Below are 25,621 nucleotides of genomic sequence, written 5' to 3'. Positions count from 1 at the left end.
AACGACAACCATGGACGTGATCCTCGGCACCCTGCAGGAAGGCCTGCCCGTCCTCGTGGCGCAGTTCGCATTGACCTTGGCGCTGCTGATCGTGGGTGTGGCGGTATACATGGCCATCACGCCTTTTCATGAGATGCGGCTGGTTCGCGCGGGCAATGCCGCCGGCGGCATTGTGCTGGCGGGCAGCATGGTGGCGCTTGCCATTCCCCTGGCAGCCACATTGGCCACAAGCCGCTTCTCGCTCGATATCCTCATCTGGGGCCTGGTGGCGCTGGTTCTGCAACTGGTGACCTTTGTGGTCGCCACGCTGCTGATCCGGGGCCTGCGCGACATGATCGAGGCCGGCAATCTCGCCGCTGCCTGGTTGCTGGTGGGCGTGCAACTCGCGGTGGCCTTGCTCAACGCCGGTGCCATGGCCGGCTAGTCAGAACAATTGGAACGGGAGACTGTCATGCTTGCCTTTATCCGGAACCTCGTTGGCGTGAAGACCGATCAAGCCGTCAACAATGCCGTGGAGGCTATTGTCCGCTGGGATCCCAAATCCGCTACGGAGGCGGAGCTGCGGACCATGGAGCAGCACCTGGACCAACTTGGCCTGCAGGTTGCTGAAGCGCGCCAGGCTTATGAGCGCGAGAAGCGTGAAGCCGATACCATTCAGGCTTTGTCACAACAGCGCCTCGCCGCCGCCGAGCAACTCCAGGGCCGCGCGGAGGCAGCGACAGATCCCGCCCAGAAGAGCGAGTTGGAACGCTCGCTTGGCACGCTTCTCACGATGCTGGAAGAAATGGCTCCCGAGGTGGAGCGAGAAAAGCAGGACGCGGCAGACGCACAGGACTTCCTGAACATGCTGCAGCAAACATACGAGCAGGCCGGCAACAAGCTGAAATCCGCACGCTCAGAGCTGTCACGTGCGCAGCGGGATATGACGCGTGCGGATGCGCAGCGGCAAACCGCGGAACGCCGTGCTGAGGCTGCGCGCCAGGCTGCGGGCCTCACTGGCGCCACCAGCGGCCTGAGCGTGGCACTGAAGTCTATGCGGGATGCTGCCGCCAGGGACTTGGCCCAGGCTGAGGCCGCCAATGCCAAGGCCAAACTTCTGACTCCCACACAGCCAGAGAAGGACGATCCAAACATCGCTGCCGCTTTGGACGCGGCTGCGGGCCGCCTACCGGCACCATCCAGCCTCACCGACCGGTTGGCGGCCATTCGCCAGAAGCAGGGCACGCAACGGCGCCTATCCGGCGCTGGCTAGGCCGCCTGATGGCCCAGTCCGAGCCCTCTCATGCTAGCGGTCCACAAGTGGACGGTGCCCCTCGATTGGGTCTGAATGTTCTTCGCCAGCGGCCCTGCTAAGTGCCGACCAGGAAGTCCGATTGCGGCATGGCCTTGTTCCGGCCCGAAACCGGTGCTCGCCGAGTCCAGCCCTTGAGCTGGCCGCATTGCTCTTCCTGCCGGGCGCGGTGCTGGAAGTCGCCCTGTTGAAGAACTGCGTCTGTGCCTGAAGACGATAATGAGCGGAGATGCTCAGATGGTGCGATCAAACCATCTGAGCCAACGACTCGAAGGCCCTACCTTCCGGCCGTGAGCGCGGTTGCTCCGGCAGGATGCGAAACTGGCGCATGGTCACCCACGCTGGGCTGCCTCAATCGCCGCGGCATCGATCTTGCGCATCGTCATCATGGTCGAAGAGGCGCTCTTCGCCTCCTGGCCGCCGCCATTGCGGCTGTAAGCACGCGCGGCGTGATCTGCCATGAGATCCCCAGCGATCCTTGCACCAGCCGCAGGCGCTTTTCCTGACCGCCAAACTGTCCAATGAGTGCCACCTCGCTACCAAGCACATGCCAACTGTGAGCTACAGGCGGTGGCCGGCCACTTCTATCCGCTCGACGCCTATCTGGATGACCTGGCGCTGCGCTGAGCCGCGCCCTACCTAATGAGCCCACCAGGAACTTGCCCCCAGACTGCGGGGACAGATCTGTGGATCACCGGGTGGGCAGACTGTGCAGGGCAGGGGAGGGCAGAGAGCAGCCGACTTACCCGGCGCCTGACCCACGGCCGCCGCGCGGCACCGCCAGTGGCACGATCTCGACCAAGGCCGTGCCTTGCTCACGGATGCCCAGCTGCGTCGCTGTACGGGGGCTGACATCGAGCACCCGGCTGCGGGTGCGGGGACCCCGGTCCTGGATCACCACCATTGCGGTGCGGCCATTCTCCAGGTTCTTCACCCTGGCGCGGGTGCCGAGTGGCAGGGTTCGGCTGGCAGCCGCGTTGGAGTGGCGGTTGAAGCGCTGGCCATTGGCCATGCGGCGGCCGTGGAAGCGGTTGCTGTAGAAGGAGGCCCGGCCGCGCTGGGGGCGGAGATGCTGACTGTGCCCCTGCTGCTGCGCTCGGACAGCCGGACTGTGGCGGGGCTCCTTCGCAAGGGTTGGAGCGGCGACGGCACTTATACCGAGCATCAGGCACACGGCGGTGATCATCGCATGGCGCATGTGGCGGTCTCCTCCAGTGGCAGGATGGCGGCAGGCGGGGCACAGGGCCCGAACCGCACAGGTTGCCGCAAGGCCGTCAGCGCAGGCTGGCGGCATGGCCAGGTGCAGCCGTCGGGAGGCTGCCAGGGAAGTAACTGCGGCCTGCCCTGGCCGTTGCAGCGAGGCAGGCCGCAGCCAGCGAGAAGCAAGGGCTTCTGGAGCACGCAGTTGGAGGCCGGCGCCGGCCTGTCCAGCGTGGCAGACGGCATGCAAAAGCTATCCTGCTGCGGTAGCCTAGTCTGGCCGATACGGCACGGCGGCTTTCAAAGCCTAAGCGCGGAGAAGCGGACATGAGGCAGTGTTCACGCCGCCGCTGTCCCGAGAGGGATCACGCGGCTCGCGACCTTTTCCGCCAGTGCAGCCTCATGGGTGACCACCAGGAGCGCCATATTTGCCTCCTGCACGCATGCGCCGAGCAGCATCATGACGTCCTGCTGGGTCAGTGGATCCAGACGTGAGGTCGCCTCGTCGGCGAACAACATCGCCGGGCTCAGCAACAATGCGCGGAGCAAGCCAAACCGCTGCAGCTCGCCGCCCGAAACCTCGGCTGGTTTGCGGGCCAGCAGGGCCGGGTTAAGCCGCAGCCTTGGCAATAGCCGCCGCGCGGAGTCCTCGGCCAGCCCGTGCCGGTGCTGCAGTTCCGCCAGTCCTTGCCCCAGCTTTTGATGCGGCGCGAAGGCGGCCAGCGGGTCCTGGTAGAGCTTCTGCAAGCCAAAGGGCGCGATCCAGGCGCCGCGCCGCACCTTGCCCTGGTCCACCCGGGCCAGACCCATCAGCAGATTGCCGAGCGTGGTCTTGCCGCAGCCGCTGCGCCCCGCGACCGCCACCACCTCGCCTTCTTCGATGTCCAGATCGAGGCCGTCCAGCAACTCGCGCCCGCCCAGGGATTTCCGCAGGCCCCGCGCTTCCACCACCGTGCGGCCCGGCTGCCGGCGCGGCCATGCCTGCCAGCGCGCCGGCTCGGCGGCGATCAGGAGTTGGGTGTAGTCATGCTTGGGTGCGTCCAGCAGCGCGGGCAGGCGGCCGGCTTCCACCACCTGGCCTGACAGCATCACCATGGCCTGGCCTCCCAGCAGCCGGGCCAGCGCCACGTCATGTGTGATGACCAGCAGCATGCGCCCGGCTTCCGCCTCCGCCCGCAGCAAAGCCCCGGCGGTGTCGCGCAGTTCGGCGTCCAGGCCCTTGGTCGGCTCGTCGGCAATCAGCAGCGCGGCGCCGGCGGCCTCGGTGGCCGCCAGCGCCACGCGCTGGTTCATGCCGCCCGAAAGCTGGAACGGGTAGCGGTGGCCAGCGCCATCCAGGCCGAGGCGTGCCAGCCGTGCCGCCGTGTGCCGCCGCGCGTCCTGCTTGCCGCGGCGGTGCACCAGCTGGTCCACCTCCTCCACCTGCGCGGCGGCGCGCATGGTGGGGTCCAGTGCGGCCCAGGGTTCCTGCGGCAGCATGGCGATGCGCCGGCCCCAGAGCGCGCGGCGATCCCGCGGCGGCAGCGGCAGGATGTCCCGCCCATCCAGCACCGCACGCCCTTCGGCATGCAGCCCGGGCGGCAGGCTGCCCATGACGGCCTGCGCCAGCAGCGACTTGCCGGAGCCGGTCTCGCCCAGCAGGACCAGCGGTTCCCCGGGCCGCAGGGTGAAGCTGGCGCCGTGCACCAGCACACCCTCAGGGCCGGTGATGCGGAGGTTCTCGACGACGAGGCTCATGCGCGCTCCCGCCCCGCCAGCAGATGCAGGCCGAGCACGGTCAGGAAGATCAAGAAGGCCGGCAGCAGCAGCGCCAGGGGCGCGTCGGCGTAGTAGGGCAGCAGTTCGGTCATCATGCTGCCCCATTCCGGCACGGGCGGGCGGGCGCCGACGCCCACGAAGGCCAGCGCGGCCACGGTGGTCACCGCCGTGCCGGCGGCAAAGGCAAAGAGGGTGGCGACCAGCGGCGCGACCTCCGGCCACAGGTGGCGGCGCAGGATATGGCCGGTGCCGAAGCCCAGCAGCCGTGCCGCTTCCACCTGCGGCCTCGCCAGCACGCCGGCCGCGGTGTTGCGGCTGATGCGGAAGAACTCCACCCAGAGCGCCAGGGCGATGCCGAGATAGAGCGGCAGGAACTCGCCGGGCGCGAAGGCGGTGACCAGCACCACCAGCAGCAGCGCCGGCAGGGCCTGCACCGCATCCGCCAGGCCGAGCAGCAGCCGCTCCGCCCAGCCGCCGCGCAGCGCCGCCAGCAGGCCGAGCAGCGTGCCGGCCATGGCAGACAGCAGCGCCGCCAGCAGCGCGAGGCCGAAGGACAAGCGCGCGCCGGCGGATAGCCGCGCCAGCATGTCGCGCCCCAGGTGGTCCGTGCCAAGCGGATAGGCGCCGCCGGGCGGCAGCAGTGCGTCCGGCAGGTTCTGCCGCAGCGGGTCCGCGCCGTGCAGCGGCCCGAGCAGCGCGAGGCCTGCCACGGCCGCCAGCATGGCGCCGCCCAGCAGGCGTTTGCGGGATGGTGTCATGCGGTGCGGCGCCTCGGGTCCAGAAGCCAGCAGAACAGGTCGGTCAGAGCGTTGAGGGTGACGAAGAGCAGGCCCATCACCAGCGCCGTGCCCTGCACCATGGGGATGTCGCGGCCCAGCACGGCATGCACCAGCGCGTGCCCGATGCCGGGCCAGGCGAAGAGGGATTCCACCACCACGACGCCCTCGATCAGCACCACGAGCTGCAGGCCCAGATAGGCCACCACGGGAATGGCGGCGTTGCGGATGCCGTGGCGGCGGAAGGCGGCAGCATCGCCCAGCCCCTTCATGCGCGCGAAGCCGAAGAAGGGCGAGGCGACCACGGCGGCCACCGCGTCCCGCGCCACACGGGACGATGCGGCGGCCAGGCCGAGGGCCAGGGTCAGCGCGGGCAGAATGACTTCCCGCCAGCCGCCGACGCCGGCCACCGGCAGCCAATCCCATTCCACGCCCAGCCACAGCATCAGCCCGGTACCCAGCACAAAGGCCGGTACGGCGCGCAGCGCGGCGGAGGCCGCGAGCAGGGCACCATCCAGCCAGCCGCCGCCGCGCAGCCCGGCGAGCGCGCCCAGCGGTGGCCCGATCAGCAGCGAGAAGACCAGCGCCGTGGCCGAAAGCAGCAGCGTGTGGCCGAGCTGGATGGCCAGCGCCTCCGCCACCGGCTCGCCCGAGGCCAGCGACACGCCGAGGTCCAGGCGCAGCAGGTCCGCGAACCAGGCACCGAGCTGCGCGAACCAGGGCCGGTCCAACCCGAGCTCCTGCCGCACCGCCTCAGCCGCCGCGCCGTCCACCAGGTCGTAGCCGTAGCGGCTGGCGGCGATGCGGTAGGCCATGTCGCCCGGCAGCAACCGCACCATCAGGAAGCAGGCTGTGCCGACCAGCAGCGCCACCAGCACGGCCTGGGTGGCACGGGTGCCGAGCGCCCGCATCAGCCCGCCCACTGGGCACTCGCGACGCGGAAGGAGAGTTCCAGCGGGTCCACTGTCAGGCCGGCGACGCGCTTCGAGACAGCGGTGGCCAGGTCGAACCAGCTCACGGGAATGACGGGCAGTTCCTCGTGCAGAATGGTGGAGGCGCGGCCCCGCAGCGCCGCACGCTCCGCCGGATCGGAGGTGGTGCCCAACTTGTCGAGCACGTCCTGCAACGCGGCACTGGACCAGCCCATGGCGCCCCAGTCGCCGCCGTTCGGCCCGTAATCCTGCAGCAGGGTGCCGAGCGGGTCCGGCACCAGGGAGAAGTTGCGCGCCATCAGCGCCGCTTCCAGCGTGCCGTCGCGATGGCCGGCCGGGATCTCGCCGCTGTTGACGATGGCGACCCTCATGTCGATGCCGGCCTCCCGCAGCTGGGCCTGCATGGCGGTGGCCAGGCCAGGCAGTTCCGGGCGGTCGGAGAAGGTGCGGAGAGTGAAGGAGAAAGGCTGGCCGTCGCGCTGCAGGATGCCCTCGGCGCCTGGTTGCCAGCCGAGTTCGGCCAGCAGGCGGCGGGCTTCCGCCACATGTCGCCGCAGCGGCGGCAGTTCCGGGACATGCCACTCCGCCATGGCAGGCGGAAAGATCTGTGTGGCGGCCGAGGCGGGGGAGCGCAGCAGCGCCGTCGCCATGCCCTGCCGGTCCAGCGCCAGGCTGAGGGCGCGACGGGCGCGGAGGTCGCGGAACAACGGCAGGTTGCAGTTCAGCTTGATCAGCCGGGTGCGCGGGATGGCGCGGATATCGATGGCGAGGCGCGGGTTCCGGCGCAGCCGCTCCACCGTTTCTGGCGCCAGCTGCGCGACCAGCTCGGCCTGGCCGCCTTCCGCCATGGCGGCGCGCGTTTCGCCGCGTCCGGCCGCCAGGTAGGACAGGCGGGCAATGGCCGGGGCCGGGCCGACCCAGTGCTCGCTCCGCTCGGCTTCCAGCCGCTGCGGCGCCAGCAGGCGGGACAGCTTATACGGCCCGCTGCCGATAATGGCGCGGACCGCCTGCCCCTCGAAGGCCGCGGGGGCGAGGATGCCCGTGCTGTAATGCGCCAGGAAAGCCAGCAGCGGCGTGAAGGGGCGGCTGGTGCGGATCAGCACCGCCCCGGATTCGGCCGCGATGCTGGCGAGCGGCAGGTTGCCCAACAGCCCGGCCTGCTCCCGCGCCCGTCCCAGGCAGGCCACCACCGCCTCGGCGGTGACCGGCATGCCGTCGTGGAAGCGGCCCCCCTGCCGCAAGGAAAAGCGCCAGGTCAGGCGGTCTTCCGACAAGGTCCAGGCGCGGGCGAGCTGCGGCACCGGCAGGCCGCCGTCGTCGGCGCCCAGCAGTGTTTCCACCACCTGCATGCGCGTGAACACATAGCCGGAACGGGCAGGGTCCAGCCCGTTGATTTCCTGCGAGGTGACAACGCGGAAGATGTTTGTGCTCGGCTGCGCGAGGCCGGGGCGGGCCAGCAGCGGAAGGCTCATGGCAGAGCCGAGAAGGGATCGGCGGGCGAGCGGAACGGCTGTCATGCATCGCTGATGAACGATATGTTATAACATAGCAAGCAGGAAAATGCGGAGGCTGCGCGTATTGGGGGGCCGGATCAGCATCGTCATGGTTTGTTCATCGCGATGTCATCCAGGCGTCGTAGATGAGACGCTCTCTCCCGGATGTTTTGCGGCGCTCCCCTGTGCCGCCCAAGTCAGTGGGATATCCCTTCATGCCTGACACCTGCCTGCCCAGCGGGCGCTTGCCCGAGATCGAGGACATCGGCAGCAATCCCGCGCCACGCGACACCATTAGCGAACTGGTCGAGCGCCGCCTGTCCCGTCGCGCCGCGCTGCGCGGACTGGCCGGCGCGGCCGCGACCGCGACGCTGACCGATCAGCTCCTGACCTCGGCCAACACCGCCGCGGCGCAGAACGCCGCCGCGCAGCAGGGCACCGGCCCCGTCCGCAACGGCCCTTCCAGCCTGACCTTCACGGAACTGGCGCATCAGCTGAAGCCCGAGGACGCGCTGGCGCCGGGCTATGAGATGCAGACCGTGATCCGCTGGGGTGACCCGGTGCTGCCCGGCGCGCCGGCCTTCAACCCAGCCAGTCAGACCGCCGCCGCTCAGGCCCAGCAGTTCGGCTACAACAACGACTACGTGGACTTCTTTCCACTGCCGCAGGGCAGCAAGAATGCCTCCCACGGCCTGCTGGCGGTGAACCACGAATACACCGACCCGCAGTTGATGTTCGACGGGCTCGGCGCGGGGGAGGAATCCCGCCTGAAGACCAGCCGCGAGCAGGCGATGGTGGAGATCGCCGCGCATGGCATGTCCATCGTGGAGATCCGCAAGGAGAACGGCCGCTGGGCGCCGGTGGCAGGCAGCAAGCTGAATCGCCGCATCACCGGCGAGACGCCGATGCGCATCAGCGGACCGGCCGCTGGCCATGACCGCATGAAGACCTCCGCCGACCGGGAGGGCCGGATGGCGCTGGGCACCTTCAACAACTGCGCCGGCGGCAACACGCCCTGGGGGACAGTCATCACCTGCGAGGAGAACTTCAACCAGTATTTCGGTGGCGAGGCGGCCGAGACTGGCGCGCAGGCCGCGATGTACAAGCGCTATGGCATTGTGAAGCAGGCCAGCTATCACTGGGCCGACTTCGTCGAGCGCTTCAACCTGGACCGCGAGCCGAACGAGCCGAACCGCTTCGGCTGGGTGGTCGAGTACGACCCCTATGACCCGGAAAGCGTGCCGGTGAAGCGTACCGCGCTGGGCCGCTTCAAGCATGAGGGCTGCACCCACGCCATCGCGCCTGATGGTCGTGTGGTGTTCTATTCCGGCGACGATGAGCGCTTCGACTACGTCTACAAGTTCGTCACCGCCCGCGCCTGGAACCCGGATGACCGCGCCGCGAACCGCGACCTGCTGGACGATGGCACGCTCTACGTCGCGCGGTTCGAGGAAGACGGCAAGATGCGCTGGCTGCCGCTGGTGCATGGCCAGGGTCCGCTGACCGCCGCCAATGGCTTCAACAGCCAGGCCGACGTGGCGATCGACACCCGCCGCGCCGCCGACCTGCTGAAGGCGACACCGATGGATCGGCCGGAGGACGTGCAGGCCAACCCCGTGAACGGCCGCGTCTACGTGATGCTGACCAACAACACCCGCCGCAAGGCGGATCAGGTGGACAGGATCAACCCGCGCGCCAACAACGTGCACGGCCATGTTATCGAGATGATCCCGCCGGGCGCCGGCACGGAGCGTGTGGATCACGCGGCGCTGGAAGGCACCTGGGAAATCTTCCTGATCGCCGGCAGGCCGGGCACCGATGCCGGGGCGCAGTACCACCAGAGCCTCAGCGCCGAGGGCTGGCTGAGCTGCCCGGACAACTGCACCTTTGACAGCAAGGGCCGGATCTGGATCTCGACCGACGGCGCCCCCGGCACCTCCAAGGTGGCGGACGGGCTGTACGGCGCGGATACGGATGGCGAAGGCCGGGCACTGACCAAGCTGTTCTACCAGGCGCCCACGGGTGCCGAGGTTTGTGGCCCCTGCCTGACGCCGGATGACGAGACGATGTTCCTGGCCATCCAGCACCCGGGCGACGACAAGGGGAGTTCCTTCGCCAACCCGTCCACCCGCTGGCCGGACTTCAAGGACAGCATGCCGCCGCGCCCGGCGATCATTGCCATCACGAAAACCGGTGGCGGCAAGATCGGCGCCTGATCACGGCACTACATGGCACATGGCCACCGCCCGCCGGCGCGTTATCCGGCGAGCGGTTGCTTTCCGCGATCTACAGGCAGCCGCAAGCCGGCGTCTGCTGTGTGGAAGCTGCTTGATCGTCCGGAAGGCTGCTGTGGGCAACAGCCGGGCAGCCGACCGACGGACATGTTGGCGCAGGATTATTGTATTGGCGTCCGAGGAGGCGTCCAGTTGCCAAGGGGGCGTCTGGAGGCTTTTGACCTGATGCTCCGCACCATCCTGAGTGGACGTGTTGCCGCCATCATCAGCTTCCGGGTCGCTTCGGGAACTGCCTTGCAACCAGCAATGCCGCAGCGGAATACGAGCCCGGTGGGAAGGCGGCAGAGGAAGTGGCGAAGCTGTATGATGACATGCAGCCACGCCTCTATGCTTCCATATCGACGGGCAGCGCAAGCTGATGGCGCTGCGTAACCAGCCCAAGCTAAACGCCCGTCCGTGGCGCGCTGAGCTGGAGATACCGACCGAGGTGGATGCGGCAGCGAAGCAAGGCGTCACCGCCTTTGTCTAGGCTGTGAACAGATTGCCCTGGATGAGGACCGCCCCTCCGAAGGAGCTGATGCTCGAAGCCATGAACATGCTCTCCAGTCACGGGGCAAAGCCAGGATCGCAGAGCAGAAGAAGTGACGGCAAGTCACCATGTCAATGCGGTGACCTGCCTACGCATTGGAATTTAGGGCCGGTCAAACAGATCGCCCCGTGGTGCGAAGGGGGACTCCCGATGGAGGTAATAGCGGTCAAACCGTTCAAATCTGCTCTGGGCCGGGATGGGGTCCGATGGTGCAGCACAGGCTGCGATGCCCAAGATCGAAAGGCAGCATAGGAAGAGAGCCGCTGACCTTCGTTGCATAAGCATGGTGTTCTACTCGCCCTGGCAGAACCCGCGGCCCCTCGATGTCGCAGGAGGGTTAACCCTACCGGCCTCTACGCTCCGGCACCCTCCGGTTTACAGGCGAAGGACGGAGAGCCGAGGCCAACCTCTATGATAGAGGCTGCCAAAACATCGACCAGAACGCTATAGGCAATCAGCTTCTCCTCAATGCTCTTCCAACCCAGGCCGCCTAGTCTCAGCCACCTTAGCGTGGTTCCCCGCGATCGGCTCTGAAGGTTGGTTCAGGACCTGGCCAGCCGCCTCTTCAGCGGCCTAGGCTTTGCGGAGCGACAACTCGCGTGCCGCGGTGATGTCGCGCGCTGGCCATACCGCTCATTCCTCTCGAGGTGTACCAGGATGATGCTGGCGGCCTGGCCAAGGACAGTCCGCACGCAGCCGCCAAGCCTTAGCCAGCGGTGATTTCCGCCTGCTTGATCACCGACGCCCACCGCACGTAGTCCCGTGCCACGAGCTCTCCAAAGGCCTCGGGGGTCGAGGGGGTCGCGACCATGCCCTGGGCCTGCAAGGCCTCGGTGGTGGCGGGTTCGGCGAGCCAGGCATTGAGCTCGGTGTTGAGCCGCCTCACCAGCGCGCCCGGCAATCCGGCTGGACCTAGCAGCCCGTACCAGAGATCCGCCTGCACACCAGGGAAGCCCGCCTCAGCCAGGGTCGGCACCTCCGGCGCGGAGGCCGAGCGCTTCTCGCTGCCGATCGCCAGCATGCGGATCTGGCCCTCCTTCACCAAGGGAAGGGCTGTGTGCACGGGCAGGAACATGGCTGCCACGCGCTTGCCTAGCAGATCCTGGATGGCCGGAGCCGAGCCGCGATAGGGAATATGGGTCAGTTCCACCTTCGCCGTGAGCGCAAACAATGCCATGCCGAGGTGCTGCGGAGTGCCGTTGCCGGGGCTGGCATAATCGACGGCGCCCGGCTTCGCCCGCGCGAGTTCCGCGAAGGCGCGGGCATCCCGGGCGGGAACATCCGGGTGAACCACCAGGGCTAGGTCGCCGCGGGTCAGCAGAGCGATGGGCGTGAAGCCCTTCACCGGGTCGTAGGGCACCTGCTGGAACAGGCTGGCGTTCATGACGAAGGTATTGGGCTGCAGCATGAGCGTGCGCCCGTCCGGCGCGGCGCGCGACACGGCCTGGGTGCCGATCAGGCCGCTGGCGCCTGCCCGGTTGTCGACCACAACAGGCTGGCTCAGCCGCGGCTGGAGATGCACGCCAACCAGGCGGGCCAGGATGTCCGGCCCTGTTCCCGCGGTATAGGGAACAATGATGGTCACCGGCCCGTCCGGCTGCTGCGGCTGGGCCACGGCGCGATGGGCCAGGAACGGGAGGAGGGCGAGCGACGCCAGCCCGCGTCGCGAGAGAGCAGATGGGCGCACAAACGTTTCCTGCGTTTTTTCTTCGCGCAGACCGTCGCAAAATAAGCAGACGTCTGTCAATAAATTTTCGGCATGGATGCACGTTGGGCTGCCGGGCCTGCCTCAGGCGAGATGCGTGCCTAGCTGTCCTGGCTGCGCTTCAGCGGCACCCGGATCAGGGCGTCGTGATAGGACAACAACCGGTCCAGCAGCGCGGCCAGTGCTGCCGCTTCGGCCCCTGACAAGGGCGCCAGGAGACGCCGCCACGCGCGTTCCGTGGCAGGCCCAATCTGTTGCAGCAGTTCCTCCCCCGCTGCGGTAAGGGTCAGGACATGCCGTCGCCGGTCCACCTCATGGCGCTGCCGCCTCAGGAGGCCACGCGTTTCCAAGTTTCCGGCCACCATGCCGGTTGTCGAACGATCCAGCCCCAACGCTTGTGCCAAGCCGATCTGATCCAGCCCCGGCTGTTCCCGCAGTGCCACCAGGATGCCATACTGCGTGGTGGTGACGTCGAAGGCGCGGCATTCCTCGGAAAAGACCGAGAGCGCGACCTGATGCGCGCGGCGTAGCTTGAAGCCGGGCCGGGCATAGAGCATGGCAAGGGGCTCGATGCGGCTCTCGGCGCCATCCTGCTCCGGCATGGCTAGGCGCTTGCGGGCTCGTTCGATCAGCGGGGCGGTTCCCTTCCAGGCAGGCACGATGCCTTCATTCTTTGCCGCAATCCATCGGCCACATCCATGCCTTGGCCACCGAAATTCGGGTGGAAATCGTCAGTCGTCTGATGATATTGACGGCGAAATCGTGCCGTGGAAGGGTCCCCTCGGGCTTCAGGACCAAACCGGCGCCCAACTTAACCAATATCAGGAAACGCCCATGTCCCCCATCAGCCCGGATACATCCCAGGTCGTCATCATTGGTGGAGGACCAGTGGGAACAGGCCTCGCCATCGCCCTGGGCCAGCGGGGTATCGGCTGTACCCTGGTGGAGCGCTACGCGCAGCCGCAGCCCATCCCGAAGGGGCAGAACCTGACGCAGCGGACCATGGAGCACTTCCACTTCTGGGGTGCCGAGAAGGCTCTGCGTGCCGCCCGGACAATCCCGAGGGAATACGGCATCGGCGGGATGACGTCCTATGGCACCCTGTTCGGGGACTATCATTACGACTGGCTGCAACGGGAACTGGTGCGGCCCTACTACTTCACGGACAACGAGCGCCTGCCGCAATACGCCACCGAGGCGGTGCTGCGCGCCCGCGTGGCAGAGCTGCCTTCCGTCACCACGCTCTATGGCTGGACGGCCGAGACAGTGGAGCAGGACGACAACGGCGTCCGCATCGTGGTGGCAGAGCGCCATGGCGCCGCCCGGCGCGAACTGCGCGCCGACTATGCGGTGGGCTGCGACGGCAGCCGCTCCACCACCCGGGAAGCCGCGGGGATCACCCAGACCCGGTCGGACCACGACCGCCTGATGGTGCTGCTGGTGTTCCGGTCCCGGCGCCTGAACGAGTTGCTGAGCCGCTACCCCGGCAAGTCCTACTACAATGTGCTGCACCCGGATTTGCGCGGGTATTGGCAGTTCTTCGGCCGCGTCGATCTCGATGGCGGCTTCTTCTTCCATGCCCCGGTGCCGCCCGGCACCACCAAGGACAGCATGGACTTCGCCGCTTACCTGCAACGGGCGGCGGGCGCCGAGTTCGACGTGGCTTTCGAGCATATTGGCTTCTGGGACCTGCGCTTCGCCATCGCGGACCAGTATCGCCAGGGCCGCGTCTTTGTGGCTGGGGATGCGGCGCACAGCCATCCGCCCTATGGCGGCTACGGCATCAACACGGGCCTGGAGGACGCCGCCAACCTGGGCTGGAAACTGGCCGCGACCCTGCAGGGCTGGGGCGGCCCGGCTCTGCTCGACAGCTATGACGCCGAACGCCGCCCGGTCTTCGCCTCCACCGCCCGCGACTTCATCGAGAAGTCAATCCACTCCGACCGCGACTTCCTGACAGTGTTCGATCCCAGCCGGGACAGGGCGGCCTTTGAGGCGGAATGGACGGCGCGGCAGTCCGGTGCCCGGTCCGAGGTCGCGTCATTCGAGCCGAACTATGAGGGCTCGCCGATTGTGGTGAACGGGACTGGCAAGCCGAGTGCGGTCGGCTCGCACAGCTTCCAGGCACGGGCGGGCCACCACTTGGCGCCGCAGCCGCTGCCCAATGGTGGCAACGTCTTCGACACCCTTGGCGAGGGGTTGACGCTGCTGACCTCCGCGCCCGATGGCGCCGAGGCGACCAGGTTCGAGGACGCAGCGAAACGGCAGGGTATCCCGCTGCAGATCGTGGCGCTCGGCGCAGATGCTGAGGCGGCTTACGGGTCCGGCACGATCCTCGTCCGCCCCGACCAGTTCGTCGCCTGGGCTGATGGCGGACCAGCAGAGCACGCGGAGGACATCCTGGCCCGCGCCCTTGGCAAGGCCGTGCTTGCCGAGAGTGTAAGCTAGCAGCGGAAAGGATGGCGATGGCTGGCCCAGATGTGCCAGCACATGGACGGTCATCCGAGGAAATGCCCGCTTACCGGCAGTGGCTGCCGGTAAGCGGACTGGCCGCTTCCGGCCAATCTCCGCCGGGCCGGCCCTGTGCCGATGGCGCTCAGGCGTTCAGTTGAGTGTGTGCGCCGGAGCCTGCCGGATCACGGCTTCGGAAGCAGATCCGGCATCATGCCGCTGACTTGCCTGCTGATCGTCCAGTTGAACGCCGCACCGGCGAACATGATCAAGGTCGTCGCCAGGAAGACAGCCTGCATGCCGACATGGCCGCCCACGAAGCCTCCAGCCAGCGGCCCGAGCACCTGCCCGGCGTACTGCGCCGAGGTGTTGTAGCCGAGGATGGTGCCCGCCGCGCCCTGCGGCACGTTGTGCCGGATGGTCGCCGCGATGGCCGGCAGCAGCCCGGCCAGCGAGATGCCCATCAGGAAGCGCAGGCCGATGAGTTGCCAGCTCTCGGTGACGAAGGCCTGCGGGATAAGCAGGACACCGCAGGCAAGCAGGCAGATGGTGATCAGGTTCCACGAGCCGATCCGGTCGGCCAGGCGGCCCAGCCATGACGCGGCGAGGACGCTGCCGATGGCGGACGCGGCCATCACCAGCCCGGCCGTGAACACGACGTCCCCACCTGGCGGCACGAACTGCGCGACATAGACCGTGATGATCGGCTCGACCGACATATTGGCCAGCATCAGCAGCATCGCCGTCGCCAGCATGGCGATGACCGGGCGCCGGTCCGGGATCATTGACCAGGCGCTGCCGGTCACCTGCGGCGCGCCCTTCGGCCGCGGCTGCCGGTCCTCGCGGATCAGGAACACGGTGCCCAGGAAAGCCAGAAAGATGACGCCGCCTGCCAGGAAGAACGTGCCGCGCAGCCCGATGAGGCCCGGCAGCACGCCGCCAACGAGGGGCCCGAGCAGCGTGCCCGCCATGGTGCCGATGGAGAGGGTACCCAGTGCCCAGCCCGCCTGCTCCTTCGGCGTCTGCGTCGCCACCAGCACCACGGCGCCGGAGGCGTAGCCGCCCAGCACGCCCGCCAGCAGGCGCAGGCCGACGAGCTGGTAGATGTTTTCCGCCACCCCGATCAGCGACATGCAGACGGCCATGGCAAGGCAGGCTCGCATCAGAATCATCTTGCGGCCGTAGAAGTCGGCCACCTTGCCCCAGATAGGTGCCATGATGCCGGCGCCCAGGAAGGTGATGCCGTAGGCAATGCCGGACCACTGGACGATGGCGGCGCGGCCCTGGACGCCGAGCTGCTCCACGTAGAGCGGCAGGAACGGCAGCAGCAGCGTCATGGCCGTGACGTTGGTGAAGGAGCCGACGAGACAGACATACATGTTGCGCCGCCAGTGCAGCGAGCCATCCGGCATGGTGTCGTTTCCTCCCAAGTCGCTGGTCGAACGATGGGCATCCTTGATACGCCCGCGCTTCCATGATTTCTAATGCCGCTGAATGCGCGTTCCCATGACACCAGAGGCATCGCACTGATGGATCTTCGCCGCCTGCGCGCCTTTGTCACCCTTGCGGAGGAAGGCAGCGTCACGCGGGCCGCCGAGCGGCTGGGCATGCAGCAGCCGCAACTGACACGCCTGCTGCGCGCCATGGAGGCCGAGTTCGGCACCGCGCTGATGGAGCGGCTGCCACGCGGCATCCGGCCCACGGAGGCAGGGGCCGCGCTGCTGAATGAAGCGCGCCAGGTTATCGTGAAGGTCGACGGGCTGCGGGCTGTGGTGGGCAAGGCGGCGCGTGGTGAGCAGGGGCGCCTCGCCATCGGCTTCACAGGATCAGCGGCTCTGCACCCCCTTGTGCCCAGGACACTGCGGCAGTTCCGCATGGCCTTGCCCGCCGTCTCGGTAACGCTTGAGGAAGCCACAGCCCAGGAACTGGTGGAGGCGCTGCTTCGCGAGCGCATCGACGCAGCCTTCGTGCGATCCGACATCATCGACATGCCAGAGGTGCGGATGGAGAGCATCCTCGACGAGCCGATGCTCGCCGCCCTGCCTCCGGGACATCCTCTGGCGAGGGAAGACGGACAGCCGCTGCCGCTTGCCTGCCTCGCTGCAGAATCCTTCGTTCTCTACCACCGGCCGACTCAGTCTGGCCTCCATGATCCCATTATCGCGGCCTGCCGTGCCGCGGGCTTCGATCCGGTTGTTGTGCAGGAGGCGCCGCGACTGCCGTCGACGCTCAGCCTCGTCGCTGCGGGCTTCGGCGTTTCCTTGGTGCCTGCATCCATTCGGGACCAAGCACCACGCGTGGTGACGTTCCACGCACTGGCAGAGTGTTCAGGCCTGTCCGTGCCGCTGCGCTTCGCCACGCGGCGGACGTCGACATCGGGGCCGCTCCTGCGCTTCCGCGAGATGGTGAGACAGGTGCAAAGGGATGAAGGATCCAGCGGTTGATGGGGAAGCGCCCATCGGCCGTCGGAGGCTCAACCACCGGGCGCGTCCAGAGGAGGTGGCAGCAGCCAGGATGTTCCTTCTCAGCGACGAGGCGAGCTTCATCGCGGGTGCTGAGCTTTACGGCGACGGCGGAATGCGTCGCGCCTGAAGTCTTCACATCTTGTCGCGGTACCGCGCACTCTCGTACCCGCTGAACCCCTGGTAGCAATGGAAGGTTCCACGCCTGCATCGGGTCGGGGCAGGTCGCTCAGAACGATCTGGCACGAATTCGGGATTTCTTGGAAGGTGGTCGAAGGCTCTGCGGTTCGGGGAGAGGGAGTTTCGCTACAACCAGCCTGGGCAGCCGCATCGCGCCAGTTTAGATCACGCCGGATGATATAGGTGATGCTGCTGAAGACCCGTCTGTGGTCCGCCCACGGCACAGCATGCGAGAGCGGGAAGTAGCACGCGATCCGCTCGATCTGCACCGTCGGGAGCCGGAGCAGGTCAGCCATGGCAGCACCTCTGGCCGCCATGGCATCACCGCAACATCAAGCCGCAAGAGGCTCATTGATGGGTCATGAGCCTGGCTGCGTGGATCAGCTTAATCGCGCGCGCAGATATTCCTCGACATTTAATGTCTTGAGACCTTCACGTTCGTTGTAGGTGTTAGACTTTTCCCACCACATGCCGTCGCCCAAAGCAAACGCAGCGCGATAGCGGGCCATCAGGTCGCCGGGCTTGGCGGCGAGATCCGCGCGCAGCTTGTCGAGAGTCCATTCCGCCTTCTGGAATGCGCGGCCGGTGACCCGCTCAACCACCTCCGCAAGCCTCCCGTAGGAGATCGTGTCCCCAGCAACATAGACGACCCGATTGGCGATCCGTGGTTCGGCCAACAGGATTTCGGTAGTGAGCTTCCCGACATCTTCAGGCGTCGTCACCGTAACCTTCGTATCCCAGCTGCCGAGCCCATGGATGGTCCCGCGGTCGAGGTTGACCACATCGAATGCCGGCTCGAACAGGAAGCTGGTGAACATTCCCGTCGAGACGATCACCCATTCGGTATCGCTCTGGCTACGGAGCAGCTCCCGAACTTCATATTGTTCATCGAAGACAGGCTGCCCGCTGCCACGTCCGACGATGTCGTAATCGACACCGAACTGCCATGGGAAGTATCGCTCGACGTCCGCCGCAAGAACCGCCCGCGTGATCCTCATCTGGGTTCCCGGACCCGCAACGAAGCCGGTGCAGTTCACCACTGTCCGGAAGCGTCGGAACACATCGGTCAAGGCCCTCTCGTCAGAATTGAGATCGATGCCGAGTATCTCCACGCCCAGTTGGCGCAGCTCCGCCACGGTCGCCACATCCTGCTGAGAGGGCTTGTCCAGCATTCCTGGTGCAACGAGAACGGTGAGCGGCATCTTCGCCGCCCGCAGTCGCGGTGCGAGGGCCCGTAGAACAGCCATCCCGAGCTGCCCAGCACCGAGCACCAGCATATCCCTCAGATCTACGTTTGTGCCGTTCATATGTGTTTCTTTGTCTATTTCATCCGGCCGGATGCCCTTGCGGGGAATCCGTCAGGCGGCTTCGTTGATGACCTGGATCTGGCAGAATTCGGCGAGGCCAAGATCTGTCCACTCGACCCCGATGCCTGACTGCTTGGCACCCACGAGCGGCACCTCCGGGCCGAAGTTCAGGTGCTGGTTCACCCAGACTGTCCCTGACTGCATCCGGCCCGCCAAAGCCCTCGCGCGGGCGGCGTCGCCGGACCACACCGACCCGCCAAGGCCGAAGTCGCTGGCATTCGTCCGGGCGAGCGCATCCTCGCCGTCCGTCACCCGGATGACCGGCAGGATCGGCGAGAACTGCTCCTGGCTCACGAGCTCACTGGAGTCATCGATGTCACGCACTACCGTGGGGGCGACGAAGTAGCCGTCGCCCGGGTGGATACTGCCTCCCGCGATGATGTGACCGTCCCTGCGCGCGACCTCAAGGTAGTGCCGCGCCTTCTCGAACTGCTGCCGGTTCTGCATCGGACCAATGCGGGCCTCCGGACTGCTGCCAGGGCCGACGATCGCCTCGCGCGCGAGGCGGGCCAGCGCCTCGCAGAACTCGTCGTAAATGGCATCAGCGACATAGACGCGCTTGATCGCGAGGCAGGCCTGCCCGCCATTGAAGAAGGCGGCGGCGAAAATGCGTTCCGCCGTTTGTTGTACGTCCACATCGCCAAGGACGATCGCAGCGTCGTTGCCGCCGAGTTCCAGCGTCAGGCGCTTCAGCGTCGGGGCCGCGCTCGCCATGATCTTTCGGCCGGTCGCGGTTGAGCCGGTGAAGGTCACCTTGGCGATATCGGGATGCGAGGTGAGCAGGCCGCCGAGGTCGTTCTGGTCCGTGATGACGTTGAGGACGCCAGGCGGAAGGACGGACGCGGCGATCTCACCGAGCATGAGCGTCATGATCGGCGTTGTTGGCGCCGGCTTCATCACCATCGTATTGCCGGCGAGCAGCGCGGGTGCGATCTTGGCGGCCGGGATCAGCAGCGGGAAGTTCCAGGGACTGATTCCTAGGACCACTCCCAGAGCCCGGTGCCGCAGCTCCACCCTGCCGCTGCCCGGGACTGAGAGCAGCCGTTCTGGCAAGTTCAGGCTGGCGAAGTGGCGGATGAACGCGATCGCATAGGCCGCCTCGGCGGCCGCCTCACGGTGGGGCTTGCCCTGCTCGGCAACCATGGCGTCGGCGAAGTCGCTGCGCCGAGCTTCGATGCGGTCGGCGATCGCCTTCAGCATGTCGGCCCGGGTACGCCAGCTCAGTGCCTCCCAGCCTGGCTGAGCGTTCTTTGCCGCCTGGACCGCTGCCTCGGCCTGCTGCTGCGAGGCGCATGCAACAGTTGCGAAGACCTTGCCGGTGGCGGGGTCGACTACCTCAAGTGCGCGAGCGCCGTCGATAAGCGCTCCATTGATCGTAAGCCTTGTCTCATACTGCATTCTCAGTACTCCCAGTGAGAGAATGGGAAGGCCGGCGTCGTCGGAAGAATCCGGGGTTCAGCGCGATGGCGCATGGGCCGCGAGCCCGCTCCCGTGTTCGCGGATGATGCGCCAGCCATCCGGTGAGCGCCGCCAGACGAGGCTCGAGAGCGTTAGCGCCTGATCGGCAACACCGTCCGCGGTCGTGTAGGAGGTGACGAACTGGACGCTCATGACCGCGAGGTCGCCTGACACCAAGGTGCGCGGTTCGTCGACGGTGACATTGGTCAGGCACTGCATCGAAGGGATGCGTTCGTCCCAGATTGCCGCATATTGGGCTACGTCTGTGTTGACGCGCCGCTTCGTATCGAAGTCATCGAAGAACTGCGTGTCTTCGGACGACCAGTCGTAGAAACGGGCGAGGCGGCCTCGAAAGTCGAACGGCTCCTGCGACGTATGACGCCAACCGATCTCCACCCACTCGCGCGCCAGATCATTCAGAGCCCGGACGTCCTCGTCTTCGGGGGCGGCCTTGCTCGGTGCTTGCTGCATCCTTGCTACTCCGTGTCTGCAGACAGACGGCTGAAGGTGCGCCTGTCTCGGTGCCTATCTGGCGGGAAAGTCCATCGGGATAAGGCGAACCGGCTTGACTTCATTATTCGCAGAAAGTGAATAAATGGGTGGAGACGGCGGCGTTGTATGTGGCCAGACGCACCGGTGACCTACGCCCGCTAAACTTGAGGATTGCTTTGGATGGACCGGCTTCAGGCGATGGAGACCTTCACGCGGGTGGTGGAGGCGGGGGGCTTCAAGCGTGCTGCGGAGACGCTCGGCGTGCTTCCGTCCACTGTGACCAAGACGATCAAGGATCTTGAAGCGCATCTCGGGGTCCAACTGCTCAACAGGACAACCCGGGCAGTGAGCATCACCGATGCAGGATTGCGCTACTACGACAGCAGCAAGGCGATCCTGCGCGAGGTGGAGGCTGCCGAAGGGGCGGTGGGAAAGGGTACGGGCGCGGTACGGGGCACGGTACGGGCCGGCATGCCCCCGTCGCTGGCCCGCTACTTCATTATCCCCGCGCTTTCCCATTTCACCGCCCGCTTCCCCGGAATCGGGATCGACCTTCAGCTCGGCGACGCGGTTGTTGACTTGGTGCAGCAGGGGATCGACTGCGTCATCCGGGCGGGAGAGCCCCAGCCTTCCAGCCTGGTTCTACGCCGCCTTGGGGCTTTCCATTGGTACGTATGCGCGTCGCCTGCCTATCTGGAGCGACATGGCGAACCTCTCGGAATCGCAGCGCTTCGCGATCACCTCGCGGTGGGCTACGCCGACAGCCGCACGGGGCGGCCGACGAGTTGGGCGTTCCAGGACGGAGATCAGCTGCATCCTGTATCGATGAAGACGCGTGTGACGGTGAACGATACCGACGGGTATGTCGCCGCAGGTGTTGCCGGTCTGGGCCTGATCCGGGCGGCCAGCTACATGGTTCGCCGTCAGCTCGCCGAAGGCCGGCTGGTGCGGATACTGCCCGAGCTGGAAGCCCCGGCGGTGCCCCTGTCGCTTCTGTATCCGCAGAGCCGCCATCTCTCACCAGCTGTCCGCGCGTTCATAGACTGGTGCGTCGAGGTTATCGGAACCGAAGCGAAGAACTGGTAGACGGAACTCAGCCAGCGCAAGTCAGCTGTAGAGAATCGCTAGCTCCGGCTCTTGCTGCGACCTGCCGGGCAATTGCGTGAAGATCGTCCGCTGGCGCGAGTTCGAGCGCCGTCTGCTGCCAGCGGTTTCGAGCCGCTATGCACACGCCGCGTTGTAGCAGCACTCGCACTGCCTCCTCGGATTGAATTGCGGCAAGCGGGCGCAGGGCATTATTGCAGTCCCTGCTGCGTCCATCTTCCGCGTTTTAACTGGTAGCCGCGCTGAGCACGGAAGGTATGGCGATCTGCGCAGGCGGCTGGCCACGCACCCGAGGCGGCATGTTGTCCGGGCCCGGGTTTCAGGCGACTGTGAGGACGATTTTCCCCTGGATGTGTCCTCGGGCGGCCCGTTCATGCGCCTTGCGGGCCTCTGCGAGCGGAAAGGCGCTGTCGATAGCGACACGAACCGTGCCTGCATCCAGCAATGCCGCCAGCCGCGCGAGCTGGGCGCCGTTTGAGCGCACCTGCGTTATTGAGACCGTTACATCCCGCTCGGCGGCCTCAGTGGCGTCGGAGAAGCCCAGGAACACCGGGAACAGGGCGCCACCACGCTTGAGCGTGCGCAGGAACCGGCCGCTGGTGGGGCCGCCGAGAGTGTCGAGAACCAGGTCAAGGTCGCGCACGGCATCCTCCGGAGCGGTCCTGGTATAGGCGATGAACTCGTCGACGCCGAGGCCGCGCAAAAACGCCTCGTGCTTGCCCGACGCCACGGCGATGACGCGCGCTCCCTTCCACTTGGCCAGCTGCACCGAAAGCTTCGACGCGCTGGCAAGCGAGGCGCGCGAGCTCGCAATGTCAGCGCGTCCCGATGGCGCCCTTGTGTCGTGGGTACGGCACGTCCTCAAGGTGACGCGCGACTACCGCGGGGTCGTGGCCTCGATGGCGGCCGCGATCGCTGACCCGGATTCCGCCCTCCATGCCTCCTGCGTGGCGATGAAGGCGGCCGGAGCGCGGTTGCTTGCCCGCGCCCAGGAAGAAGGGATGGCGCGGAACGACATGGATGGGGCAGACCTGTTCGCCTTGATAGGAGCACTGGCCTGGGTTGGAGACCAACCCTCGCTCGCGCCTCGTGCCGAGCACCTCTTCGACCTCGTCGCAAGCGCAATCCTGATGGACCAAGCGAATAGCAGTGCGCGTCGGGATGAACGCCCCCCGGTCGGTCGCTGAGGATGTCAAGCTAGCTGAGAAGCGGCGCGACGCAGCGCAGCCCCGGCCGGTGGCCCGGCATGGACCAGAGTGCCGCCTTGGAAGCCCACCGGCTGGACACATCCGGCAGATCCGGCGATCGCTCGGCCCAGGTCACCGCCAGCGCGCTGGCTTGTCGCCCTGCCGCTGTTCCGTCCAGGCCATGAGTTCCGCCATGGCCTTCGCCGGAACATGGTTGGTCGGCACGACCGCCAGCGGCGCCTTCCAGCCGAGGGACGTCGGCTTGGATAGGTCGCGGTAGAGGAACTGGCTGATGGAGAGGTTGTTCACGGCAATGGTGCCGAGCGTGTAGCCATCTGGCTCCGCATGCGCGGCTGTCGCCGTCCCGGTGCGGTTCTCAACCACCCCCGAGGCGTCCCCGAATGCGTCGGGCTTGGCAACAGGCTTGTCTGGTGGTGTGGCTGAACAGTGCAGCCGTGTCTCCGGACCTATGGTATGCTGACCGGCACACCTTGGTTCCGGGAACTGGCGTCGAGGCGGACCAGAAGATCCTCCGCGATCTCAGACGGCGAGGAGACGCCAAGCAGCCCCAGGTCCCGCATGACCTCCGCGCCGAGAAGATTGGCTGCGTGCAGAACACCTTGCTCCCCGGCCAGCGCGGCGGCGTAGACGAAGGGGCGGCCGACGAAAACGAAGGCGGCACCCAGCGCCATGGCCTTGAGCACATCCGTGCCGCGCCGGATGCCGCAGTCCATCATCACCGGAATGCCGCGCGCAGCTTCCACCGCCGCGGGTAGTGTGCGCAGGGGCGACACGGCGCCATCGAGCTGACGGCCGCCATGGTTGGACAGGATGATGCCGTCCGCACCTGCTTCGCGCGCCAGCCGCGCATCTTCGGGATGCAGAATGCCTTTGACGATCAGGCGCCCTTTCCACTGCCGCCGGATCTGGCCGAGATGCCCCCAGTCCAGATGGTCCTTGCGCCCGAAGTCGCGCATGACGGCGCCGGACATGATGGGCGCGCCGCGCGTGGCGTAGGAGTTCTCGAAATGCGGCATCCCGTGCCGCCATAGCGTTCGCAGGAAGGTGTTGATTGTCCAGTCCAGGCGCAGCAATCCGTCCCAGGCCAGGCGCGGGCTGGGCTTGAGAGGCGTGGAGAAGCCACTACGGATATTGTTCTCGCGGTTAGCCAGGACAGCGGTGTCAACGGTGAGCACCAGGGTCTCGACACCTGCCTTCGCCACACGGTCCACCAGCGCCGCAATCTTGTCCGGCTCGCCGGGCAGATAGGCCTGGAACCACATGTCCGGATTGGCCTCGAACACCTCCTCCAGCCGGATCAGCGAGGAGCCGCTCATGATCATCGGAATGCCGAGTTGCCGTGCCGCGCGCGCGAGCACGAGATCGCCCCGGTAGGCGATCAGCGCGCTGATGCCCATTGGCGCGATGCCGAACGGCATGGCGTAGGTGCGGCCGAGCAAATCTGTCGCCTGGCTGCGTGCCGAGACGTTCCGCAGGACGCGCGTGATGAAGCGATATTCCGAAAAGACCTGCCGGTTGTCGGCGCGCGAGAGGTTGTCCTCCGCCGCGCCGGAGACATACCCAAAGATCGGCCGCGGCAGGTGACGGCGTGCCGCCTTTTCAAGATCGTCGAGGCTCAGGATATGCCGCATCCTGCGCGGCACCTGGCGGACCAGCGGCTTGGCAAGGTCCGGCCGGGCGCCTGCCGCCTCGCGCATTCCCACGGCCACATCGGGTGCCCCAACGTCACGCCGTTTCACGTCTGGCATCATGAATTGCTTCCTGGCTACAGGCGGTAGGCCCGTGTGGCCGTTCCGCTGAAAGGGCCATCTTCTCGTCAGCCGAGGCGCCAGCAGCTAGCCGCTTGAAGGCGTCCCACAGCACCACATAGCCGTAGCTGCCCTTGGCGACGGGGAAGTTGCTCTCGAACATGCAGCGCGGCACGACGGCCGGGCATCAGCGCTGCCACGGCGTCTTGTCCCAGATCTGGCGGTAGCGGGCTTCCTGGGCAGGCATCTGCGCTTCCCACTCCGCACCGGGCAGGTAAGCCATGGGCAATTCAAGCTGCCGCGCCTTCTCCGCCCATTCCGGCTTGGCCACCACACGGGCGACGGCCTCCTGGAGTTGTTGGGCTACTTCGTCCGGAATGCCGCGCGGCGCGCCAATACCGCGCTCGCTGGTCATCAGCACGTCGTATCCCAGCTCCCGGAAGGTCGGCACGTCCGGCATCATGTCCCAGCGCTTCTCGCCCATGCCAGCCAGCGGCCGCAGCGCGGGCTTGTCCTGGCCCAGCATGCCGATCTCGCCAAGGTTCAGCCCGGCCACGTCGATATGCCTGGCCAGCACGGCGTTCTTGACTTGGCCCGCCCCGGCATAGGGCGTGTGGATGAATTCCGTGCCCGTGGCTGCCTGAAAGAGCGTCAACGCCAGATGATCGTCCGTGCCCACGCCGGAGGTACCGACGCTGATCTCGCCCGGGCGGCGCTTCGCCTCGGCGACCAGGTCGGCCAGCGACTTGATGGGCGATTCCTGGTGCACCACGAAGGCCGTCGGGTCATCAACAAGGCGGGCGATGGCACGGATCCTGGCACGGTCGTAGCGGACGCGGCGCTCCACCGGCACGGACAGGTAGCCCGGCGTATTGATGCTGCCAATGGTGTAGCCGTCTGGCCGCGCCGACTGCAGCGCGACGTAGGAGGTCTCGCCACCCGCGCCAGGCTTGTTGTTGATGACGAAGTTCGCGCCTGGCAGCTCGGTGGATAAAGCCTGCGCCAGGGCGCGCAGCATCACGTCGGTGCCGCCGCCCGGCGCGAAGCCGACCACGATCTCAATGGCGCGGCCGGTGGGCCAGGCTGCCTGGGCGAGCGCCGGGCGCGCGAGTGGCGCCGCCGCGAGGGCGACGCCTGCGGCCAGCAGGCGGCGGCGCGGAACATGAAGCGGAG

25 protein-coding genes are annotated in these 25,621 nt (G+C 66.9%); 8 read left to right on the top strand and 17 right to left on the bottom strand.

Annotation, left to right across the window (positions count from 1 at the left end; translation table 11 throughout):
* Positions 1-10: 10 nt before the first annotated feature.
* Together IBL25_RS09400 and IBL25_RS09395 are read left to right on the top strand one after the other, a co-directional pair.
* Entirely contained in the window at positions 11-424 is a 414-nt protein-coding gene (locus IBL25_RS09400) for a DUF350 domain-containing protein (protein ID WP_187778287.1), read from the top strand.
* Positions 425-451: 27 nt separating this feature from the next.
* Positions 452-1,252, top strand: coding sequence for a hypothetical protein (locus IBL25_RS09395; protein ID WP_187778286.1), 801 nt, complete (start codon positions 452-454; stop codon positions 1,250-1,252).
* Between the two features lie 371 nt (positions 1,253-1,623).
* On the opposite strand, the gene IBL25_RS27270 is transcribed toward IBL25_RS09395, so the two are convergent.
* The 6 genes from IBL25_RS27270 to IBL25_RS09365 all read right to left on the bottom strand — a co-directional run bounded on the left by IBL25_RS27270 (position 1,624) and on the right by IBL25_RS09365 (position 7,429).
* Positions 1,624-1,752: a hypothetical protein gene (locus IBL25_RS27270; RefSeq protein ID WP_275295969.1), complete on the bottom strand. Its 129-nt coding sequence runs from the start codon at positions 1,750-1,752 to the stop codon at positions 1,624-1,626.
* A gap of 281 nt (positions 1,753-2,033) precedes the next feature.
* Positions 2,034-2,489 carry a septal ring lytic transglycosylase RlpA family protein gene (locus tag IBL25_RS09385; protein ID WP_238940306.1) on the bottom strand — a complete coding sequence of 152 codons (456 nt, stop codon included), beginning with the start codon at positions 2,487-2,489 and terminating at the stop codon, positions 2,034-2,036.
* 341 nt (positions 2,490-2,830) lie between these two features.
* Positions 2,831-4,228: an ABC transporter ATP-binding protein gene (locus IBL25_RS09380; protein ID WP_187778285.1), complete on the bottom strand. Its 1,398-nt coding sequence runs from the start codon at positions 4,226-4,228 to the stop codon at positions 2,831-2,833.
* Positions 4,225-5,007 carry an ABC transporter permease gene (locus tag IBL25_RS09375; protein WP_187778284.1) on the bottom strand — a complete coding sequence of 261 codons (783 nt, stop codon included), beginning with the start codon at positions 5,005-5,007 and terminating at the stop codon, positions 4,225-4,227. The genes IBL25_RS09380 and IBL25_RS09375 overlap by 4 nt, the downstream gene beginning before the upstream one ends.
* The gene (locus IBL25_RS09370; protein ID WP_187778283.1) at positions 5,004-5,936 is read right to left on the bottom strand and encodes an ABC transporter permease; all 933 of its coding nucleotides are present in this window, start codon (positions 5,934-5,936) and stop codon (positions 5,004-5,006) included. The genes IBL25_RS09375 and IBL25_RS09370 overlap by 4 nt, the downstream gene beginning before the upstream one ends.
* Positions 5,936-7,429: an ABC transporter substrate-binding protein gene (locus tag IBL25_RS09365; protein ID WP_238940305.1), complete on the bottom strand. Its 1,494-nt coding sequence runs from the start codon at positions 7,427-7,429 to the stop codon at positions 5,936-5,938. Before IBL25_RS09365 ends, IBL25_RS09370 begins: the two co-directional genes overlap by 1 nt.
* Positions 7,430-7,665: 236 nt before the next feature.
* On the opposite strand from IBL25_RS09365, the gene IBL25_RS09360 reads away from it, so the two are divergent.
* Entirely contained in the window at positions 7,666-9,666 is a 2,001-nt protein-coding gene (locus IBL25_RS09360) for a PhoX family protein (protein ID WP_187778281.1), read from the top strand.
* A 1,313-nt stretch (positions 9,667-10,979) separates the two neighbouring features.
* Here the strand turns inward: IBL25_RS09360 and IBL25_RS09355 are convergent.
* Together IBL25_RS09355 and IBL25_RS09350 are read right to left on the bottom strand one after the other, a co-directional pair.
* The gene (locus tag IBL25_RS09355) at positions 10,980-12,020 is read right to left on the bottom strand and encodes a tripartite tricarboxylate transporter substrate binding protein (protein WP_202986739.1); all 1,041 of its coding nucleotides are present in this window, start codon (positions 12,018-12,020) and stop codon (positions 10,980-10,982) included.
* 59 nt (positions 12,021-12,079) lie between these two features.
* On the bottom strand, positions 12,080-12,637 hold the full coding sequence (locus IBL25_RS09350; protein ID WP_202986738.1) for a MarR family winged helix-turn-helix transcriptional regulator: 558 nt from the start codon (positions 12,635-12,637) through the stop codon (positions 12,080-12,082).
* A 175-nt stretch (positions 12,638-12,812) separates the two neighbouring features.
* Here IBL25_RS09350 and IBL25_RS09345 point away from each other — a divergent pair, with 175 nt between their 5' ends.
* Positions 12,813-14,426, top strand: coding sequence for an FAD-dependent monooxygenase (locus IBL25_RS09345; RefSeq protein ID WP_187778280.1), 1,614 nt, complete (start codon positions 12,813-12,815; stop codon positions 14,424-14,426).
* Between the two features lie 188 nt (positions 14,427-14,614).
* Here the strand turns inward: IBL25_RS09345 and IBL25_RS09340 are convergent, their stop codons facing one another.
* Positions 14,615-15,841 carry an MFS transporter gene (locus tag IBL25_RS09340; protein ID WP_187778279.1) on the bottom strand — a complete coding sequence of 409 codons (1,227 nt, stop codon included), beginning with the start codon at positions 15,839-15,841 and terminating at the stop codon, positions 14,615-14,617.
* Between the two features lie 72 nt (positions 15,842-15,913).
* Between IBL25_RS09340 and IBL25_RS09335 the strand changes: the two genes are divergently transcribed.
* Entirely contained in the window at positions 15,914-16,873 is a 960-nt protein-coding gene (locus tag IBL25_RS09335) for a LysR family transcriptional regulator (protein WP_202986737.1), read from the top strand.
* Positions 16,854-17,021 carry an SDR family oxidoreductase gene (locus tag IBL25_RS27265; RefSeq protein WP_202986736.1) on the top strand — a complete coding sequence of 56 codons (168 nt, stop codon included), beginning with the start codon at positions 16,854-16,856 and terminating at the stop codon, positions 17,019-17,021. Before IBL25_RS09335 ends, IBL25_RS27265 begins: the two co-directional genes overlap by 20 nt.
* Before the next feature lie 430 nt (positions 17,022-17,451).
* Here the strand turns inward: IBL25_RS27265 and IBL25_RS09325 are convergent, their stop codons facing one another.
* From IBL25_RS09325 to IBL25_RS09315, 3 genes are read right to left on the bottom strand one after another with little or no spacing between them, the layout of a single operon-like run.
* Positions 17,452-18,378 (bottom strand): aromatic alcohol reductase, encoded by a 927-nt coding sequence (locus IBL25_RS09325; RefSeq protein ID WP_187778278.1) that lies wholly within the window; start codon positions 18,376-18,378, stop codon positions 17,452-17,454.
* A gap of 51 nt (positions 18,379-18,429) precedes the next feature.
* The gene (locus IBL25_RS09320) at positions 18,430-19,836 is read right to left on the bottom strand and encodes an aldehyde dehydrogenase family protein (protein ID WP_187778277.1); all 1,407 of its coding nucleotides are present in this window, start codon (positions 19,834-19,836) and stop codon (positions 18,430-18,432) included.
* Positions 19,837-19,893: 57 nt separating this feature from the next.
* Complete coding sequence (locus tag IBL25_RS09315; protein WP_187778276.1) at positions 19,894-20,367, bottom strand: YybH family protein; 474 nt, start codon at positions 20,365-20,367, stop codon at positions 19,894-19,896.
* 201 nt (positions 20,368-20,568) lie between these two features.
* Between IBL25_RS09315 and IBL25_RS09310 the strand changes: the two genes are divergently transcribed.
* On the top strand, positions 20,569-21,474 hold the full coding sequence (locus IBL25_RS09310) for a LysR family transcriptional regulator (RefSeq protein WP_187778275.1): 906 nt from the start codon (positions 20,569-20,571) through the stop codon (positions 21,472-21,474).
* Between the two features lie 337 nt (positions 21,475-21,811).
* Here IBL25_RS09310 and IBL25_RS09305 read toward each other — a convergent pair whose 3' ends face one another.
* Entirely contained in the window at positions 21,812-22,261 is a 450-nt protein-coding gene (locus IBL25_RS09305; RefSeq protein ID WP_367615586.1) for a zinc-binding dehydrogenase, read from the bottom strand.
* Between IBL25_RS09305 and IBL25_RS27540 the strand changes: the two genes are divergently transcribed.
* Positions 22,167-22,679 (top strand): SbtR family transcriptional regulator, encoded by a 513-nt coding sequence (locus tag IBL25_RS27540; RefSeq protein ID WP_367615585.1) that lies wholly within the window; start codon positions 22,167-22,169, stop codon positions 22,677-22,679. The two genes, IBL25_RS09305 and IBL25_RS27540, sit on opposite strands and share 95 nt — an antisense overlap.
* 132 nt (positions 22,680-22,811) lie before the next feature.
* On the opposite strand, the gene IBL25_RS09295 is transcribed toward IBL25_RS27540, so the two are convergent.
* From IBL25_RS09295 to IBL25_RS09280, 4 genes are all read right to left on the bottom strand, one after another.
* A complete protein-coding gene (locus IBL25_RS09295) occupies positions 22,812-23,063 on the bottom strand; it encodes a type 2 periplasmic-binding domain-containing protein (RefSeq protein ID WP_187778274.1) in 252 nt (83 codons plus the stop codon).
* A gap of 83 nt (positions 23,064-23,146) precedes the next feature.
* A complete protein-coding gene (locus IBL25_RS09290) occupies positions 23,147-24,451 on the bottom strand; it encodes an alpha-hydroxy acid oxidase (protein ID WP_202986733.1) in 1,305 nt (434 codons plus the stop codon).
* Positions 24,426-24,611 (bottom strand): hypothetical protein, encoded by a 186-nt coding sequence (locus tag IBL25_RS09285; protein WP_202986732.1) that lies wholly within the window; start codon positions 24,609-24,611, stop codon positions 24,426-24,428. The genes IBL25_RS09290 and IBL25_RS09285 overlap by 26 nt, the downstream gene beginning before the upstream one ends.
* Before the next feature lie 24 nt (positions 24,612-24,635).
* Positions 24,636-25,621 (bottom strand): tripartite tricarboxylate transporter substrate binding protein (locus tag IBL25_RS09280; RefSeq protein WP_187778273.1); only part of this gene is annotated, 986 nt, incomplete at its 5' end.

The organism is Pseudoroseomonas ludipueritiae (assembly GCF_014490445.1).
Lineage (GTDB): Bacteria > Pseudomonadota > Alphaproteobacteria > Acetobacterales > Acetobacteraceae > Pseudoroseomonas > Pseudoroseomonas ludipueritiae.
The sequence above is the reverse complement of the archived record's forward strand: the minus strand, read 5'-3'. Positions and strand labels throughout refer to the sequence as shown.

What these genes read in the sequence shown, in the direction of transcription:
- IBL25_RS09400 (WP_187778287.1), top strand. Translation starts at nt 11, where the DNA reads ATGGACGTGATCCTCGGCACCCTGCAGGAAGGCCTGCCCGTCCTCGTG.
- IBL25_RS09395 (WP_187778286.1), top strand. Translation starts at nt 452, where the DNA reads ATGCTTGCCTTTATCCGGAACCTCGTTGGCGTGAAGACCGATCAAGCC.
- IBL25_RS27270 (WP_275295969.1), bottom strand. Translation starts at nt 1,752, where the DNA reads ATGGCAGATCACGCCGCGCGTGCTTACAGCCGCAATGGCGGCGGCCAG.
- IBL25_RS09385 (WP_238940306.1), bottom strand. Translation starts at nt 2,489, where the DNA reads ATGCGCCATGCGATGATCACCGCCGTGTGCCTGATGCTCGGTATAAGT.
- IBL25_RS09380 (WP_187778285.1), bottom strand. Translation starts at nt 4,228, where the DNA reads ATGAGCCTCGTCGTCGAGAACCTCCGCATCACCGGCCCTGAGGGTGTG.
- IBL25_RS09375 (WP_187778284.1), bottom strand. Translation starts at nt 5,007, where the DNA reads ATGACACCATCCCGCAAACGCCTGCTGGGCGGCGCCATGCTGGCGGCC.
- IBL25_RS09370 (WP_187778283.1), bottom strand. Translation starts at nt 5,936, where the DNA reads ATGCGGGCGCTCGGCACCCGTGCCACCCAGGCCGTGCTGGTGGCGCTG.
- IBL25_RS09365 (WP_238940305.1), bottom strand. Translation starts at nt 7,429, where the DNA reads ATGAGCCTTCCGCTGCTGGCCCGCCCCGGCCTCGCGCAGCCGAGCACA.
- IBL25_RS09360 (WP_187778281.1), top strand. Translation starts at nt 7,666, where the DNA reads ATGCCTGACACCTGCCTGCCCAGCGGGCGCTTGCCCGAGATCGAGGAC.
- IBL25_RS09345 (WP_187778280.1), top strand. Translation starts at nt 12,813, where the DNA reads ATGTCCCCCATCAGCCCGGATACATCCCAGGTCGTCATCATTGGTGGA.
- IBL25_RS09340 (WP_187778279.1), bottom strand. Translation starts at nt 15,841, where the DNA reads ATGCCGGATGGCTCGCTGCACTGGCGGCGCAACATGTATGTCTGTCTC.
- IBL25_RS09335 (WP_202986737.1), top strand. Translation starts at nt 15,914, where the DNA reads ATGCCGCTGAATGCGCGTTCCCATGACACCAGAGGCATCGCACTGATG.
- IBL25_RS27265 (WP_202986736.1), top strand. Translation starts at nt 16,854, where the DNA reads ATGAAGGATCCAGCGGTTGATGGGGAAGCGCCCATCGGCCGTCGGAGG.
- IBL25_RS09325 (WP_187778278.1), bottom strand. Translation starts at nt 18,378, where the DNA reads ATGAACGGCACAAACGTAGATCTGAGGGATATGCTGGTGCTCGGTGCT.
- IBL25_RS09320 (WP_187778277.1), bottom strand. Translation starts at nt 19,836, where the DNA reads ATGCAGTATGAGACAAGGCTTACGATCAATGGAGCGCTTATCGACGGC.
- IBL25_RS09315 (WP_187778276.1), bottom strand. Translation starts at nt 20,367, where the DNA reads ATGCAGCAAGCACCGAGCAAGGCCGCCCCCGAAGACGAGGACGTCCGG.
- IBL25_RS09310 (WP_187778275.1), top strand. Translation starts at nt 20,569, where the DNA reads ATGGACCGGCTTCAGGCGATGGAGACCTTCACGCGGGTGGTGGAGGCG.
- IBL25_RS27540 (WP_367615585.1), top strand. Translation starts at nt 22,167, where the DNA reads ATGAACTCGTCGACGCCGAGGCCGCGCAAAAACGCCTCGTGCTTGCCC.
- IBL25_RS09290 (WP_202986733.1), bottom strand. Translation starts at nt 24,451, where the DNA reads ATGATGCCAGACGTGAAACGGCGTGACGTTGGGGCACCCGATGTGGCC.
- IBL25_RS09285 (WP_202986732.1), bottom strand. Translation starts at nt 24,611, where the DNA reads ATGTTCGAGAGCAACTTCCCCGTCGCCAAGGGCAGCTACGGCTATGTG.